Origin of the sequence: Methylocaldum szegediense (genome assembly GCF_949769195.1) — a bacterium.
Classification (GTDB): domain Bacteria; phylum Pseudomonadota; class Gammaproteobacteria; order Methylococcales; family Methylococcaceae; genus Methylocaldum; species Methylocaldum szegediense.
In genome coordinates this window covers 2467881-2484790 of sequence record NZ_OX458333.1, presented here as the reverse complement: position 1 = coordinate 2484790, position 16910 = coordinate 2467881, and the positions used below count along the sequence as shown (strand labels likewise).

General features: G+C 58.7%; 14 protein-coding genes. 10 read left to right on the top strand and 4 right to left on the bottom strand.

The window, feature by feature from the left end:
• Positions 1 to 12: 12 nt before the first annotated feature.
• The 5 genes from QEN43_RS10585 (at position 13) to QEN43_RS10565 (ending at position 5500) form a co-directional block, all read left to right on the top strand.
• Positions 13 to 867 carry a glycosyltransferase family 2 protein gene (locus QEN43_RS10585; protein WP_026611487.1) on the top strand — a complete coding sequence of 285 codons (855 nt, stop codon included), beginning with the start codon at positions 13 to 15 and terminating at the stop codon, positions 865 to 867.
• A 3-nt stretch (positions 868 to 870) separates the two neighbouring features.
• On the top strand, positions 871 to 2082 hold the full coding sequence (locus QEN43_RS10580; protein ID WP_051331946.1) for a glycosyltransferase family 4 protein: 1212 nt from the start codon (positions 871 to 873) through the stop codon (positions 2080 to 2082).
• Positions 2083 to 2187: 105 nt separating this feature from the next.
• Positions 2188 to 3153 carry an IS481 family transposase gene (locus QEN43_RS10575; protein ID WP_317963214.1) on the top strand — a complete coding sequence of 322 codons (966 nt, stop codon included), beginning with the start codon at positions 2188 to 2190 and terminating at the stop codon, positions 3151 to 3153.
• 112 nt (positions 3154 to 3265) lie between these two features.
• Entirely contained in the window at positions 3266 to 4192 is a 927-nt protein-coding gene (locus tag QEN43_RS10570; protein ID WP_026611490.1) for a glycosyltransferase family 2 protein, read from the top strand.
• Between the two features lie 27 nt (positions 4193 to 4219).
• Positions 4220 to 5500, top strand: coding sequence for a HEAT repeat domain-containing protein (locus QEN43_RS10565; RefSeq protein ID WP_317963213.1), 1281 nt, complete (start codon positions 4220 to 4222; stop codon positions 5498 to 5500).
• An 88-nt stretch (positions 5501 to 5588) separates the two neighbouring features.
• On the opposite strand, the gene fae is transcribed toward QEN43_RS10565, so the two are convergent.
• Positions 5589 to 6107, bottom strand: coding sequence for a formaldehyde-activating enzyme (fae, locus tag QEN43_RS10560; protein ID WP_026611491.1), 519 nt, complete (start codon positions 6105 to 6107; stop codon positions 5589 to 5591).
• 64 nt (positions 6108 to 6171) lie between these two features.
• Here fae and QEN43_RS10555 point away from each other — a divergent pair, with 64 nt between their 5' ends.
• The 4 genes from QEN43_RS10555 to QEN43_RS10540 all read left to right on the top strand — a co-directional run bounded on the left by QEN43_RS10555 (position 6172) and on the right by QEN43_RS10540 (position 11616).
• Complete coding sequence (locus QEN43_RS10555; RefSeq protein WP_026611492.1) at positions 6172 to 6351, top strand: hypothetical protein; 180 nt, start codon at positions 6172 to 6174, stop codon at positions 6349 to 6351.
• Between the two features lie 1324 nt (positions 6352 to 7675).
• A complete protein-coding gene (locus QEN43_RS10550; RefSeq protein ID WP_317963212.1) occupies positions 7676 to 9145 on the top strand; it encodes an OmpA family protein in 1470 nt (489 codons plus the stop codon).
• Between the two features lie 27 nt (positions 9146 to 9172).
• Entirely contained in the window at positions 9173 to 10774 is a 1602-nt protein-coding gene (locus QEN43_RS10545; RefSeq protein WP_317963211.1) for a hypothetical protein, read from the top strand.
• On the top strand, positions 10771 to 11616 hold the full coding sequence (locus QEN43_RS10540; RefSeq protein ID WP_317963210.1) for a hypothetical protein: 846 nt from the start codon (positions 10771 to 10773) through the stop codon (positions 11614 to 11616). The genes QEN43_RS10545 and QEN43_RS10540 overlap by 4 nt, the downstream gene beginning before the upstream one ends.
• Before the next feature lie 626 nt (positions 11617 to 12242).
• On the opposite strand, the gene QEN43_RS10535 is transcribed toward QEN43_RS10540, so the two are convergent.
• The 3 genes from QEN43_RS10535 to QEN43_RS10525 all read right to left on the bottom strand — a co-directional run bounded on the left by QEN43_RS10535 (position 12243) and on the right by QEN43_RS10525 (position 15972).
• Positions 12243 to 13307 carry a coiled-coil domain-containing protein gene (locus QEN43_RS10535; RefSeq protein WP_317963209.1) on the bottom strand — a complete coding sequence of 355 codons (1065 nt, stop codon included), beginning with the start codon at positions 13305 to 13307 and terminating at the stop codon, positions 12243 to 12245.
• Positions 13308 to 13366: 59 nt separating this feature from the next.
• A complete protein-coding gene (locus QEN43_RS10530; RefSeq protein WP_317963208.1) occupies positions 13367 to 15451 on the bottom strand; it encodes a type IV secretory system conjugative DNA transfer family protein in 2085 nt (694 codons plus the stop codon).
• Between the two features lie 290 nt (positions 15452 to 15741).
• A complete protein-coding gene (locus QEN43_RS10525; protein ID WP_317963207.1) occupies positions 15742 to 15972 on the bottom strand; it encodes a hypothetical protein in 231 nt (76 codons plus the stop codon).
• 247 nt (positions 15973 to 16219) lie between these two features.
• Between QEN43_RS10525 and QEN43_RS10520 the strand changes: the two genes are divergently transcribed.
• Entirely contained in the window at positions 16220 to 16744 is a 525-nt protein-coding gene (locus QEN43_RS10520) for an REP-associated tyrosine transposase (RefSeq protein ID WP_317963206.1), read from the top strand.
• Positions 16745 to 16910 lie beyond the last annotated feature (166 nt).

Sequence of the window (16910 nt, the reverse complement as noted above, 5' to 3'; positions counted from 1 at the left end):
GGGGTATCGGCTATGAAATGTTCGCTTGTCCTAGCGACCCTGGGAAGGGATATCGAGTTAATGTATTTCTTGAATTCTCTACAGAACCAGACCTATAGAGATTTCGAGCTGATCATCATCGACCAGAACAAGGATGGAAAGATAGATTCCGTTCTAAGGTCGTGCAGAATGAATTTTCCGGTAAAACACCTTAAAGTGGATTTCAAAGGGAATTCTAGGGCCAGAGATTACGGAATTCGGTTCGCCCAAGGAGAAATTATCGCCTTTCCGGATGACGACTGCGTTTATGAGAACGACGTGTTAGAAAAAGTGGTCGAGGAATTCAGGAGCAAGCCCGATATCGCCATTTTATCGGCCGGTTCTTACGATTTTTCGAAGACCCATTTCAGCATAGGTGTGAATTCGAAATATCCCAGGCGGTTTTCGCAGTATTACATGATGGGTGTCGAATTTACCCATTTCTTTCATTTGAACAGGGTGGATCGGAGCGAGTTTTATCTGGATCACGATTTCGGCATAGGCTCGAAATATCCTGGTGCGGAAGGCTTCGAGCTCTTGTACCGCTTACTCCGTGCAGGCAATAAGGCGTTTTATGATCCCAGGATAAAGATCTATCACGCCGACAAAGACAATTATCATGTCGGGACCGATCGAATGCTTTTATATTCCGCCGGCGTCGGCGCCTATATCCGGAAATTCACGAACGAATACGATTTATCGATGCTGTATTTCATCGTGAGAAAAATGGTGGTTGCGCCTTTGCTGAAAATGGCCGTAGCCCTAATGTTGGGCAATCGGAAACGGTTGATTTATTCGTATAACAACCTGGTCGGCATCTGGCGCGGCTTTTGTGCATACGGGAGATGACGGATGGGGACTTCGGTAGACGTTGGTGTCGTTTCGACCCATATACCCCCTGCTCAGGGCTATGGCGGGGTTTCGGTAACGGCCGGGGTTTTGACCAAGGCATGGGCAGACTCGGGACACAAGATCGCGCTGGTAGCCTCGAGCGAGTCCATCAACCGTCGGCTGAAGCCCGAAGACGTGCAGCTGGGCGAGGGCGTCGAGGTCAGTCTGTACCGTTCATACGGATTCAGGCGGTGGGGATTCGGGCTGGGGGCGATCCCTAAGCTGTTTCGATTGTGTCTGAGGTCTCCGGTCGTCTATATCCACGGCATTGCTACTTGGCCCTCGACGCTCGCGGCGGTTTTCTGCGTGCTGCTCGGGCGGCGCTTCATGGTAGCAGTGCACGGTGGTCTGATGCCCGAGCATGTCGCCCTGATCCGGCGCCAGAAACCACATAAATGGCTGTTCTATAAATGGCTCACGTTTCCCACCCTGCGGCGCGCAATCGCCGTGCACTGCACCAGCGACACCGAGGCAGAAGGGGTAAGAAACGTGCTCGGCGAGAACGTCCGTATCCTGCTGGTTCCGAACGGCATCGACAGCCGTGCCGTGACCGTCGCGGATTTTCCCAAGTGGGATGGCTTACAGATCTGTTTTCTCGGTCACATCCAGCAAGAGAAGGGCATCAACGCCTTCATCCGTGCCTGGCTTAGGACTCGGCGGGAGCGCGACCGTTTGGTCGTCGCGGGGCGTAGCGTCGACGGGGCGTATTTCCGGGAGTTTCAGGCGTTGGTCGAACAAGCCGGCGGGGCCATCAGCTACCGGGGGTATCTGGGGCGGGACGAAGTCGCCGCGCTGTTGGCCGAGAGTCATTATCTGGTGCTTCCATCCGGGCTGGAGGAAGCGGGCGGCATGCGCGAGAACTTCGGCAACGTGGTAGCAGAAGCCATGGCCGCAGGGCGCCCGGTTCTGGTCGCCAGAGGTTTGGCCTGGGACCATGTCGAGGCTATAGCCTCAGGTTTCGTTTTCGACCGCAGCGAAGAGTCGGTATGTGATGTCCTGCACCGCGTGCAGTCGTTGGATAGGACCGATTGGCAAAGGATGTCGGGCAACGCCCGGCGATACGTCGAGACGCATCTCGATCCGGTCAAACTGGGCGATCAGGTTTGGACAATGTTGACGGGCTCCGACACGGTCGCCGCATCTCAGGAAATCGCCGTATGTAGGTCGGATTAAGTGTCGCGTCTCGTGTGATTATTTACCGAGAAGGAGTTATGCTCTGTTCGAAGCCCGGAGCCTTCTCCAGGAGATATTCGGTTCGTCCAAGTGAGGTTTCTCTCCATGCAGATTCGTCTTCATAAGAACGCCCGTACCACCCCGGCCGTTCGGCAGGCCATTCAAGCGTCCACGTTGAGCGAGCGCGCCTTGGCCCAAAAGCATGGCATTAGCCGAACGACCGTCCGCAAGTGGAAACACCGCTCCTCGGTCGAAGATGCCTCACACCGGCCCCACACCCTCAGAACCACGCTCACGCCCGCCCAGGAAGCCATCGTGGTCTACCTCCGCCAAGCTCTGCTCCTCCCCTTGGATGATCTCCTGGCCGTGACCCGGGAATTTCTCAATCCCGCCGTGTCCCGTTCCGGGCTAGACCGCTGCCTGCGCCGCCACGGGGTGGCGTCCCTCAAGACCCTGCTTCCGCCTACAGAGAAGGCGAAGGTCAAACCCTTCAAGGCCTATGAGCCCGGCTTCCTTCACCTGGATGTTAAGTACTTGCCCGCCATCGACGGCGAACCCCGCCGATACCTGTTCGTCGCCATCGACCGCGCCACCCGCTGGGTCTATGTCGCCCTCAAGCCCAACCGCACCGCCTTAAGCGCAAAGGACTTCCTCAAAGCGGTGATTCAGGCCGCGCCTTTCCGCATCCAGAAATGCCTGACCGACAACGGCTCGGAGTTTACCGACCGTTTCCTGACCCGAACTCGGCAGCCCTCGGGGACGCATGAGTTTGACCGCCTCTGTACTGAACAAGGCATCGAACATCGCCTGATTCCGCCGGGCCGGCCCCAAACGAATGGCCTGGTGGAACGCTTCAATGGCCGCATCGAGGAGGTGTTGCAAACCCATCACTTCGATTCAACCGCCGATCTGGACACCACCCTGCACCGCTATGTCGAGCTGTACAATCATCACATTCCCCAAAAGGCCTTAGGCCATCTCACCCCGATCCAGGCTCTCAAAAACTGGCAACTGTCCCATCCTCATCTTTTTCGAAAGAAGGTTTACGATCTTGCGGGACTTGACAATTAAGGCCTAACTCAGGGCTCAGAACAGGTCCTTCGACCGGCTCAGGACAGGCTCTGCGTATCAGACCTTTTCCCACAGAAAACCTATTCAGCAATTTTATCAATCGGAAGTCTCCATGGCTCATATCGGTCTCATTGTTCCTACCCTGAACGGGGGAAGCCTCTGGCGATCGTGGCTCGCCGCTTTCGATCGGCAGACCCGAAAGCCTGACCGCCTCCTGGTCATCGATTCGTCGTCCAGCGACGACACCGTGGCCTTGGCGCGTTCCTACGGTTTCGAAGTGCGGCTCATCGCGAAGGCCGATTTCAACCACGGCGGAACCCGGCAGTTCGGGATCGGCCTTATGCCCGAAGCCGAGATCATCGTGTTCCTGACTCAGGATGCCTTGTTGGCCGATCCCGAGGCGATCGAGCGTCTTCTGGACGCGTTCGCGGACGAACGGGTCGGTGCCGCCTATGGCCGCCAGCTCCCGCATCGAGACGCTAGACCCATCGGCGCTCATGCGCGACTTTTCAACTATCCGCCCGAGAGCCAGGTACGAACGCTGGACGATCGCAGCCGGCTGGGCATCAAGACGGCCTTCATTTCCAACTCGTTCGCCGCCTATCGGCGCAATGCCTTGCTCGAGGTGGGTGGCTTTCCCACCGACACTGTCATGAACGAAGACACCTTCGTCGCCGGCAAAATGCTGCTCTTGGGCTGGAAAATTGCCTATTGCGCCGATGCTCGGGTCTACCATTCGCACGATTATGCTTACACGGACGAATTCAAGCGCTACTTCGATATCGGCGTGTTTCACGCTCGGACGCCGTGGCTGCAGCAAACCTTCGGAAGTGCGGCCGGCGAAGGTCGACGTTTTGTTATCTCGGAACTCCGCTATCTCGCGAAAAACGCACCGTGGCTGATGCCGTCGGCCGTACTTCGCACCGGGCTCAAGTGGTTGGGCTTCAAGATGGGAAGCTCCCTGCACCGAAAGCTGCCTCTGTTTCTCAACAGGCGCCTCAGTCTGCATCAAGCCTACTGGCGTCGGGCTGTGCTCTGAGGACTTTGTCCTGCCGAGGTGTCCGGCATGATCCAGGCGCAAGGAAAACTCCGGCTCACATTACTCTTCGGATGGCTCTTTTCCGCCGGAGCGGCAGCTGAAGATGGCCCGCCGGTGGGTGCTTTGATCGACGCTGTCAAGGAGGGCAACTCGGTGGTTCGTCGCGAGGCCGTAGAGAGGCTGGGCGAAACTCGCGATCCCAGGGCTTTCGACTCCGTCGTCGCAGCCTTGCGCGACGAGGACCCGGACGTCCGGCGGAAAGCCGCCGAGGCACTGGGCGAAATCAAGGATCCCAGGGCGGTCGAGCCGCTGCTCGGGAGTCTGAGGGGCGGCGATGCGGCAGTGCAATGGGCGGCAGCTGTAGCGCTGGGAAGCCTGGGCAAGGTGGCAATCCCACCCCTCGTCGATGCGCTTAGGGACAGCGAGCCTTCGGTGCGCTGGGGCGCGGTCAAGGCGCTGGGAGAAATCAAAGCGCCATCTTCGGTGGCGCCGCTGGTCGGCGCTTTGTTTGACAGCGACGCCGTGGTTCGCCGGGAAGCCGCGGAATCGCTCGGGAACCTTGGCGACCCTCGTGCGGTTGAGCCTTTGGCCGAAGCTTTGAAAGACGACGAACCCTCGGTCCAGTGGGATGCGGCGATCGCTCTCGGGCGCTTGAAAGATGCTAGAGCGGTCGGACCCCTGATCGCCGCACTCAAGGACAGCGAGGTGGGGTTTCGGGCGAAGCTGGTGGAAGCGCTGGCAGCGATCGGCCCGCCTGCGGCGGATGCCCTTGTAGATGCATTGCGGAACGACGATCCGGGGATCCGGACCGGGGCCACGGAAGCTTTGGCGAGCATCGGCCCCCGCGCCGTCGAATCGCTAATCCAGCGGCTCGGGGACGGTGATGCCGAATTCCGAAGGGTAGTTCGGGAAACGCTGCTTACCATGGGGCCCGCCGCGATTGGATCGTTGATCGCCGCCCTGGACCACACCGACTGGCGAATCCGCCACGGGGCCGGCATGGCGCTGCGAAAAGCCAAGGATTCCCGCGCGGCTGACATCGTTGCGGCAAGAGCCCGGAGTGCGGCCCCAGTGGCCGAGACTTATGGTGAACGTATCGAAAAAGGAGAACCGGGAAGCGAGGACGTGCTCATCGAAGCCTTGAGTTTCGCGGGGCATGTCGCGATGGCCAGGGACTTCGTCAAAGCCGGCAATCCGCTGTTGGAAGAGGCCGGCCGCCTATGGTTGGAAGACCACGGCAAACCGGTTTCGAAGGCCGCCGGTAAAGAACACGGACCTCGATGGGGTGGATCGCTCAGCGTTCCGTAGTCTGTCGCGAGAACTCCGAGCCCCTCTGTTCGGGTGCGGGGGACGAGGGGCTCGAGATGACAAAGTGTAGGAAGACCTACCTTTACGTTCAATCGTGAGCCGCCAACGGATGGTGCGACATTTCCTCCTGCGCCAGGACTTCGTTCACCGTGGGTTTGCCTTCGATGGCGCGCTTGATGGCCAGCTTAGTCGCCTCGTAGTTCCAGTCCTGGATTTTAGTGTCGTTGTCGGCTTCCCAATGGATGAAGACGCCGACGCAGATGAAGGTATTTTCGGCTTCATCCGTCGGAATGATCCCATCCCTGACGCTGTCCACCACGGCTTTGGCGATGCCTCGCTGCGCCGGCCCGAACATTTGGGTCGCTTGTTTCTCGTTTTTGATTTCGACTTTGTTGAACAGCACCGTGTGCGGTTTGGCCATGAGATTGGGCGCCACGAGCGCCAGCAGCGCATTGTCGCCCCGCTTTTGATTCGTCAACGCGATGCAGAAGGCGGTCTCCGCATTACTGCCTCTAGGTCCCATGATCAGATCGATATGGGCCACTTCCTTGCCTTCTCCTACCAAGGCTTCGCCCACCAATACCCGATCGATTTTCGGCACTTGCATTTGCATGGTAATCCCTCCTTTGAACGCCTTAGTCGGCGGGACAAACGTCCATTTCCGAGCACAAATGACCGAAGCATCTGCGTCCGGTTTGTCACCTTTAGATCACGCGGCGAGCGGAATTGTTGCAGGCGTGTTGCAACTCCTTGAGGCCAGCGAGTGGACCGCATGCAACGCGGTGAAATGCGGGGATTCCGAGGCTACAGGCGTTCCGGATTTCACGCTTTTGAAATACACGCGCGATTAGTGCTCGGCCTCTCGTGTTGCGACCTTGATTTGTCCTCCTGCTCATCATCCATGGGTGATCGAAGGTTTCCTCGTCCTCTGGAGCGTCGGCCAGCGGTCTCATTCGGCGGGCAAAATGTACGAGGCCCTTTTGGGCTGCGCTTGACAGCATTTCACCCCGTAGACATTATGGCAACCCCGTCGATATTTTCGTTCGGTGGGTTTTCTGATTCATCGCTAATCCGAAGACGAAAAATTTCAGCTGAATCGGAAATGATTACATCGGCTTCGGCGGTGTATCAATTGGGGGCTACACATGTCCGCTAGGAGCCGGAAAGCTTTTTCTTCCCGTCGCACAGGTATTTTTTGCCTTTTTGCCACAGCCTCTACGCTCGTCGTTCCTTTTCGCGACGCCCGTACCGCTTCGCCCGAGGAGGTGCTGTAACAGGCATGGCAGACCGGCGCTTAGGCAAGAGAGATCCGGGATCGGCGGTCGCCACGGAGGAAAGAAACGTCCCTACGAAGCGGTGGCACTCGAATCCGTCAAGGAAATGCAGGCGTAGACCGGTCTCCTGAAACAGTGACTCGCCACCATTCACAAGATTGATCGCAGCTACTGTCAGGCTCTGGCTGTTCTCGACGGCAAATCGGCGGGGCGGTCCAGCGACGCGGCGGATGTCTCTCTCGGTTGATGTTTTGCACGCTGAGATGGCGGTCCTGGAAGCCTGTATCAAGGCGGCGCAGGTGCCTTCAAGATCTCCGTAAGACGGTCCCGAGCAGGACGTAGCGCTGTATCAGGAAAGACGCAAACAGCCCGAGCCGTTCGATGCGGTAATCGCCGTGTCGATTGACGGGCCGGTGCTGTTGCAGGAGGGCGAGGCCGTGATGATCAAGCGACTCGCTGGCGGCGACGCTGGATGGGTTTGCCCATCAAATCCACGAACTATCTGCCACCGGGACGGTTTGGGCGAGCTTTCGGAGCGGCACGTGGACGCTCCTTTGAGGAGGTCTCAAAGCAGCCGGAACCCCTAGAAAGCAGGGTAATAGCGCTGTCCTGCGAATAGCATCGGGCACTCGTGTTACTCGCCGACCATTCGGAGGCGCTACAACACAAGGACCAGACACTTCGACGGCGGCTAAAAAACACGCGGAACTAGGGACGCGAAAACTTGGGCAGGAACTGTTGAGCGTCGATCCAAGAGTCTTGTCCGAGGTGCGGGAGGAGTTCGCAAGATAGCTGGGGACATAGGGCAACAGGATCAACGCAAGCTTCACGGACTCAGTAGGGGATTCTGCTGTGGCCTGGCCCGGTCGTTGCGCATAAGGGAAACGATATGGGGGATATCATGCAAACAAGATCACGATTATTCCGTCTGACGGCATTGGCGACGGCCGTGTCGCTGGCGGGCTGTGCGTCCTTGAATCAGTTGGGCCGCGACTACGGCACGGCGATCGGCTGCGTGGGGGGAGCAATGGCGGGAGCGGCTCTCGGCGCAGTTATCAGCGGCAAAGCGAAGGACATTGCCATAGGTGCCGCTTCAGGCGCTGCAGTGGGCTGTGCCGCGGGTTACGCCTGGCAAAACCGGCTTCAGGAGCTGGAACGGGTAGCGCGGGAAGAGAATTTGCGCATGCAGGTCGAAACGCTGCGGAGACAAGCCCCGGTACAACCCGGTAAACCTGTCGGACCAGCTGAGGATGTGGGTATCGTGGCCCAGGTACAGGATCAGGGCATGTTCCCCGTCGGCAGCGATCAGTTGACGCCTGACGGCCGACGGCAGGTGGAAAAGCTCGCTCAGGTGTTCCGCCAGCAACTCAGCGAGGGCGGCTCATCGCGGGCGCTACTCGTAGTCGGGCACACTGACGCTACCGGCACCGCCGAATCCAACCAGCGTCTTTCCGAACAGCGGGCTCGCACCGTTGGCGCGGTGTTGGCTCGGGCGGGCGTCAATCCGTCGAATATTTATTACCAGGGCGCGGGCGCTTCCCGTCCGATCGCGGATAACGGAACGGTATCAGGGCGCGCTGCCAATCGCCGCGTGGAAATCGTCGAGGTCGCTTCCACCGAGATACTGAAACTGCGGGTCGCCCAGGAGCAGGCCAATCCCCGCTACCTGGCGCACGGCACCCGCACCGAGGCGACCGACGCGGCGCCCGCACCAAAAGCGAAAACGGCGAAAAGGCCCGCCGCCAAGAAGAAGGCGCCCGCGACCGCGCAGCCGCGAACCGCTACCGCCAAACCCTCGGCGCCCGTCGATTTCGGCGGCGTGCCGGCTGCCGATGTCGCCTGGACGCTGGCCGGCGGCATCAAGCCGAAACGGTCTGGGCTGTCGCTGATCAGCAGCGCCCATGCCTCGGAGCTACCCGTGCGCAGCTGCAACGAAGACCAGCCACGCGTGGCGGGTGCCGTGAAAAATCTCGCGAGCGGCGCAGAGCTCAGGCAGTATGCCACCAACGCCTACTTGACCAACATGAATGGCCGCCCCTGGTCCGGGCTGGTGAACGGACACCAGGTGACGCTCTCGCCGGTCGCGGTGCTGCGCGAGGGCGCACAAGTCGTGAAGCCACCCGCCGTGCTGGTCGTGAAAGATTTCGAACGCGGCAACCGCCACGCGGCTAAACTCGCGGCACTGGCCAACGCTTACGAAGGAGAGGACAGCATTCTCTATCGGGTATTCGTGCAGGAAGAGGGCGCGCCGTTGTCCTGCATCGATGTGGCGATGTCCAAGAGTTCGGGCAACGCCTCGGGCGGCAAACTGTATTATCCGCGCAGCTCACGCACGGTTTACGCGGCCGATTACATTCCGCGCGGCTATTGATCCGTTTACGTACTAGGGCAAGGCATTATGGATTCTCTGACTGAAGGGTTGATGTTGGCACGTACGTACTGGTACATACTGGCGACGATGGCCTTAACGCTGGCCGTCGTGTTCTGGTGGGACCAGGTCCGCTATTTCTTCATGCGCTTGGGGGTGTGGTTTCCGCTGGCCGGCACCATCGCCAGCGAATCGCGCAAGCCTCACATCAGGAGCCGCGAGACCGACGGCGTCGTCTGGTACAAGAGCGAGGAAGCGCTTTGCGCGCGCTTTTACGCCCACTATATCAGCTTCACCAAAGATGCCGCCTTCTTCGACAAATGCGCGGACTACCTGAACAAGGCTGACGAACGCGGACGCCGGCCCAAGAGTCTGCCGATGTGGATAGGCACCATCATTCTGGTACTGTTGGAAGCCTACATCTTCTCGCTGGTGCTGGTGCCGTTCATGGACAATCGGGTGTCCAGCAACCAGGCGATTTTTGCCGCATGGGGACTGGCCATCATGATCGCGGTGATTCTGGTGACCGTCACCCATATGATGGGCTGGGAGATCCATCGCAACGCCCTGCTGAAGAAGGCGCGCACGTGGTACGAGAACGCCCGCCGAGATCACAGCGCCAAGGCGCTCAAGCCTAGCGGCCGCATCGATCTGGACCGTACCTACGAGGACAACGACGAGCCGGAGTACATCCAGATCGTCAACCGCGTGCCGCACAACGCCAGCGTCAGAGGCGGCTGGGTGTTGACGGTCGTGGCGGTGACTCTGATAACGATATTTGCCGTGGGCGCCTACTGGATTCGTTCGCTCACCATCAACGAGCTTGAGACCGGGCAGGTCAACAACAGTCCGTTCACGCAGCAGGGCGGTCTCGACAGCGGCGGCACCATGTCTCTATTCGATCTTCCGCAGGAGGCGCAGAACGACGGACAGGCCGCGGACGAGCGCGCCAACAGCGAGATCCTCTCCGCGCGTATCCAGGCCTACAAGACCACCTTCGCCATCCTGTCGGTGATCTTCGTCGGTATCCAGATCGTGGGCGTGATGGTCGGTTTCTTCCGCTCCTTCGCCGGCAAGCAATCCAAGGATGCCGCGAAATTCATCGGCCGGTTCAACAGCGCCGAGGAATTCGCCGCATACTACGAGCAGAAACGCGAACGCATCGCCGCGGATGCCCAGGCGGCACTGGACGCACTGCATCAGCGCATCGAACAACGCCATGTGCTGGCGGGCAGCGACGGGTCGGGATTCATGCGCGGCACTTTCGATCACTATGTGCGCATGCGGCGCCTGAACAAGTATCGCGACCGTCTAGGCGACGAGAAGCAGCGCCTGGAATTGGAGCGGGAGCACGCGGCCAGAGCTGTAGCCGCGACGCCGCATCCCGCGCCCCAGGCACCTGCGACGGCGCCGGCCGCGCATGCCGAAGCCGCACCCATGCCGGATCCTGCACCCGCCTCCGAAACCGAGAGCCTGATCGCAGGACTAGGCGACCTGACTCTCTATTCGGAGCAGGAACTGCTTGAGATCGCCAAGGAACTCGGTATAGACGCCGCCCTGTTGCAACGCAAGCAGAAAGTGCAGGCGGCGATCGCGCGTGCGCGCGGCGGCCATGCGGGAGGTGTGGCATGAGACGGGGGATTCTGACCGGCGGACTGTTGCTCTGCGCGTGTCTGGCCGCGGAAGCGGCGCTTGCAGCGGGCGAGCGCAACGACATCCCGAGTTGCTACGATGCGGCGAAGATGAGCGAGGCGCGCCCCGCCGGCACCGGGCGCGAGCTGATCGTGGTCATCGACGAAACCCTGCAACTGCCCAAAGAGTTGCAGGAATCCGCCTACCAGCACGTATTGCGCTTCGTGCAGCCGGGAGATTCCGTCCGCTTGTACCAGTTCTCCGCCTATCTGGCCGGCCGCTATTTCAGCATGCCTTTCGCCGGCCAACTGGAGAGGCCGCTGACCGGCAAGACGCGCGACAGCATAGCCATGAACCTACTCAAGCAACTGGATACTTGCCTGACGCAGCAACAGGGCTTTTTCCGCAAGACTTTCGGCCAGCAAATGCTGAAGAGTTTCGGCAGCGCCAGTACCGACATCGCCCGAAGCGAGATTTTCTCGGCGCTCAAGCAGATCGGTAACGACGCCGGCGGTCACGAGGCCGGCGAGCGCGTTCTGCTGTTGGTATCCGATATGTTGGAGAACAGCGATTTCGGTAGTTTCTACAGCAATAATCGTATCCGCGATATCAAACCCGAGGACGAATTGGGCAAGGTTGAAAAACAGGCCTTGTTCGCCGACTTGCGAGGGGCGAGGGTATTCGTCCTCGGCGCCGGCTTGGTGCCCCACGAGGTAAAACACGGCTACCGTTCCGGCAAGACCATGCAGGCGCTGGAAACCTTCTGGCACGAATACTTCGCCCGCTCCAATGCAAGCCTCGAAGCCTTCGGAGCCCCGTCGCTGACGACCGATCTTCACTGATATTTCAACGACGGATCGCGGCGCTTGCAGGGGCTCATGCTAGCGGTGTCGGCGTCGCGAATCTGGGATCTATGCGAAATCCAAAAGGCGCAGATTTCAGGGGCGCCTTTTGGGCCATCCCTGTAAGTCCTTCCGCTGAGTCTTTCGATGAGTCCGCGTAGGATGGGTAGAGCGAAGCGAAACCCATCAATCCAGAGTAGGCTATTCCATGGACGATTCTAAAGGCTCCGATTAAACCATGACCGATTATCGTCGTTCCATCGATATCTGCGATTGGGTATTTACTCCAAGGATTGGGCGGGTCCGGAAATGAACGATTTGGATTTCGAACAGGTTTTTGGGGAGTGATGGGTTTCGCTTCGCTCTACCCATCCTACAAGGGGTTTCTTGCAGACCGGAAGGCGTGAATTTCATGACCTCCGGATTGCCGAACCATGCGAAGGCCTTCTGTGCGTCTTCAATGGAAAAAGGTCTGATGATCGTTCGGGGTGTACGAAAGGCGCCGGTATCCATGCTTTGTTTGTCCGTCGATCGCGAACTTTTTACTCTAGCCTGCAGCTTTTGTAAGCGGTGAAATTTCTACGTTCTTGGCTTTTGAAAATCTCTTAAGACGGACATTGCTCAGATTAGCGCTGCAGTTCTTCGAGCTCGCGTTGATGCCGTTGGCGCATCTCCTCCTGTTGTCTTGCGTACTCCTCCTGCGCCTTGGCCGACATTTCCTGGAATTCCTGCAGTCGTTGTCTTGCCTCTTCCACGCGCTCGTCCAGTTTCGCCAGCTGCTCCTGGTATTTTTCGGGTTCAACGTTCATCTGCTCCTGACGTTTAATGAAGTTATCGCGCCCCTGTTCTGCGAGTTCTAACTGCCGTTGGAGCGTCTGCTCCTCCTTTTGCAGTTCTTTCGACTGGTTAGCCAGTTCGAAGCGCTCCTTATCATGCTCGGCGGACAGCTCTAGTACCTTGTTTTCCAAAGTTTCCGGCTGCTTTGCGGATTCCTCGAGGAGGCGATTCAGGTGCTGCTCCGAGAGCTCGTGCGTAGTTTTCGTGAGTTCTAGCAGGTCGGCCACTCTACCAAGGCGTTCCGTCGCCTCATGGGCGAGTTGATCCAGCGCTGCCGCTAGCGACTCTCTAGCCGTGCTTATCGCCTCCTTGCCCTGCTCAATCAGTACCGCCCCGCCGATCGCCGAAGCGGTCACCGGGTCGAGCGACTCGGGCGCTTTCATAAAAAAAGAGGAGGAGTCAGGCGTGTGGACTTCCTTGTGCGTCTGTTCCAACGCGGACCACTGGCTCATTCTCACATCCTGAGCTAGGCTCATGCCCTCTTGGAGAATTGCCTGCCGCTGTGTCTCGGCCCAATCGGCCGCTTTTTCGGCGCTCTCTTTCAGCTGCTCGAACTCCCGTTTCAACGCTTCCGGGTCGGAAAACCCGGTTTGCAGAGGGCCTTCCTCCCGTTGCAAGGCCTGTTCCAGGGATTTCACGGCCTTCACCTGCTCATCGACACGCTCCGCGCATCCTTCGTAAAACTCTGCCAGGCGTTCGGACCGTTCCTGCAATTCCCGCTTCGCTTGATCCGTCAGCACGCGGTCGCCTTGTTCGAGTGTCCGCTGAGCTTCGCTTCTCGCTGCCGCGGCACGATCGAGGAATTCCTGCCGCTGCTGTTCCAGCCGAAGGATCTCATCGCTCAATACGGACATGCCACTCCCCCTTTTTTTCGAACCCGTTCAATGTCCCGTCAAGACGTGCATCACGGCCGCTACAGGCTGCCCATGCGCGCGCTCAGTTCGGCATCCTGCCACGCGAAAGCCTTCTTCACCTTGGCCGGCTTGCTGCCGTGAGCCATGACCACCTGGTAGTGCTGGAACTCCGGTCCGCTCAACTCGGTGGCTTCCACCAGTTTCTGGCGGCTGCCGTCCATGACGCTCTCGCGGTAGCCGAGTTCTTCGGAAAGCCGGTCGGCGGTGCCGTCGGCGCCACTGGGATTCATGAACGCGCGCACCGCGCAACTGGCCACCATGCCGTTGGCGTTGGGGTAGGCGGCTTCCAGCTGTCCCAGGCTCTGGGCGAACATCCACAGGCGCAGGCCGTATTGGCCGCCGATTTCGATAGCTTCTTCGATCGGCGGCATGTAGCGCAGGCGCGGCAGTTCGTCCAGCAAGAACAGAATGGGCGCGCTGCCGCGCGGCGGCAGTTCGTTGGTGAGCATGCGGATGTGCTGGGCAATGAACACCCGCAGCAGCGAGGTATAGCTTTCGACCTCGCTAGGTTTAAGACAGATGTAGACGGTGGGAGGCCGCCGGTCGTCGCGCAGGTCCAGCGGACTCCAGTCGGACTTGTCGGTTACCCGCCGTATGCGCTCGCCGCTCCAGGCGCTGAGGCTGGATTGCGCGGTCTGCAGCACGCTGTCCCGGGTTTTTTCGTTCATGCCGGCCAGCGAGGTGCCCTGCTGCACCATGCTGCGCACGTCCATCGCCATCTGCAAGCCGGACACCATTTCCTCCCAGGCCTGACCGCCGTGGATGATATCGATGATGCGGTCCATGGGCCGCCGGTCCGGCGGGTTGGAGTAGCACAGGTAGGCGATGGCGGCGGTCAGCACGTCCCTGGCCTTGTTCTCCCAGAACGGGTCGGACGCGCCGGAGGGCACGATCATCATATCCGCCAGCAGGCGGGAGTCTTCCCAGATGTAGTCGGTTTCCTGGCGCACGAAGCTCAGCGGGTTATAGCTATGGCTGCTGGACGGATCCAGCGGACTGAAGCGGAACACCGGCCCGACGTTCTCCGCCCGCCACTTGCTGGTGCCCGCGTAAATCTCGCCCTTCACGTCCAGTACCAGCGCCGGTCCGCGCCACGCCAGCAGGTTGGGAAACACGTGGCACTGGGTCTTGCCGGAGCGCGGCGGGGCAATGGTGACCATGCAACCCTCGCCGGAGTATTCCAGCGGCACATCGGTATCGTCCAGCAGTCCCAGGCGCAGCGCGAAATCGCTCTTGCGAGCGAAGGCCGAACCGTCCACGTCTTCGGCGGCCAGCCACTGGGTGCCGCCGCGCACGCGCTTGTTCACGTCTTTGATCAACCGGGCTAGTTCGGGTTTGGCGCTCGCCTCAGCGGCCTTCTTTTCCAGGCGTTGCAGCACGGCGTTGATCACGCTGTCCACCGAGGCGTCCGACATTTCCATGAACCAGCGAATGGCGCTGGGACCGTCGCGCACACCCTTTTCTGTGTCCCACATCCTGTAGCTGTAATCGTCCACCGTGGCCTTGCCGTTGCCCCAGATCAGGCCGAAGCGCGCCCAGCTGTACCAGCCCTTTTCGGCATCCGCCTCGTCGAGCACGTTCAGCAGTTCCACCACCCGCAGAAACTCCCTCTCTCGCGGCTCCATGGTGGCGAGATTGCGGCTGATGCGGAAAAACAGCCTGGCGCTAATGACCTTGTCGTCATGGGAAGTATCCTGGAAGTTGTGGAAAAGGGCGTGGCTGAGCGTGCGCTTTCGCTCGTCGAAGATGCGGTTGATATTGGAAATCGCCTGTTCGGGCGTCTTGCCCAGTTCTTCGAACCATTCATACATGACTTTCTGGGGTTCCGCCTTCATCCACGCAAGGCGCCGACGCTTTTGCGCCCACGAGACGATGAACGTTTTCACGCCGAAAGCCACGCCCAATACCACCAGCCCGAGGAGTGGATTGATCAGCATGGCGATTAGACTCGGGATTAGCCAGAGCCAGTTGGACTTGACATAATCGAAGGCAAAAGTCGTGAAGTTGGGCACAATGCCGTTGTTCCGCTTCGCGCGCCAACGCGCCAGTGCGATGATGATGAGCAGCGTCAATAGAATAAACATTTTTTTGTACTCCCCAAGCTCGGCTACGCCACCGAACCTGGCGCAACCGTTTCAGACTTCATATGAAATAGTTGGATTTCTAAACGAGTGATGGATCAGCTGCTCCGCCGGGCGACACTGCAAGCGGTGCTCGAATGATGGACGTGCAGTGAAATGCGGTCAAGCGCGTTCGTACGGCGTTGTGGCTCACACCCTGGGTTTCGACGCATTCGCTCACGGTTGTTCCTCAGGCCGGGGCGGCACTGAGCCGAACTCACGAAAGGTAGATCGTCAATGGCGTAGCACAGTAATCAAGCGGTCAAATCGATCATCGTAAGATCCGGTGAAGCACGAACTGCCTTTGAACTGGCATAGTGAAGGTATCGATCGCGAGCGATGGTGAATTCGCCGTTAATGCCACGACCTGGGTGTTGCCCGTCAGCATAAAGCAGCGGACGAGCAAAGAATGGCGTGTGGATTTCACTTTCATCGATTTTCTTCTTGATGTCGAGATCTCGAGTCGAATTGCGCAGCAGAATCAATCAGGACGACATAGCCAACACCGTCATTGTCATGCAAAAGAAAAGCCAGTGACGGCAAGGTATTGGTTTATCGGCGAAAGTTTCCGGTGAAAAAAGGAAGGGCGACGGCAGTGTAAAATTTTCTGACAGTTCTAGCCGTAAATTCACACGACTGCTTTGAGTCCGCGTAGGATGGGTAGAGCGAAGCGAAACCCATCAGTTCAGAGTTGGGCCATACCACGGACGATTCTAAAGGCTCCGATAAGCCATGACCGCCTATCGCCGTTTCCGTGTTGACGGAGGTACGTATTTCTTTACGGTCAACCTGGCAGAACGGCATCGCAAGTTGCTGACGGATCATATCGGTGCCTTACGCGAAGCTTTTCGTATGGTCAAAGAAGCGCATCCATTCACGATCGACGCGGTAGTTATTTTGCCGGACCACCTCCATACGATCTGGACCCTGCCAAAGAGCGAACAGGATTTCAGCCTACGCTGGCGGCAAATTAAATCAGCCTTTTCCAGAGAAATTGAAAAGGGAGAACGCATCTCCAAAAGTCGTTCCCGTAAGGGGGAACGCGGAATATGGCAACGCCGATTTTGGGAACACGTTATCCGCAACGAAGAAGATTTCGAGCACCATGTCGATTACATACACTTTAATCCGGTAAAACACAGATATGTAAAGGCGGTTTCAAACTGGCCGTATTCGTCGTTCCATCGATATGTGCGATTGGGTATTTATTCGAAGGATTGGGCGGGTCCGGAAATGAACGATTTGGATTTCGAATAGGTTTTAGAATCGATGGGTTTCGCTTTGCTCTACCCATCCTACGTGGGCTTCGACCAGATTCAGGATAGTCACCGGTCGCGAACGATGTGGTTCCTTTGTCACCGCATCCTACGAGATTTATTTTTTACGGTAGTTCCTCATTGTTGTGGCAAGTTTGGAATTGGGG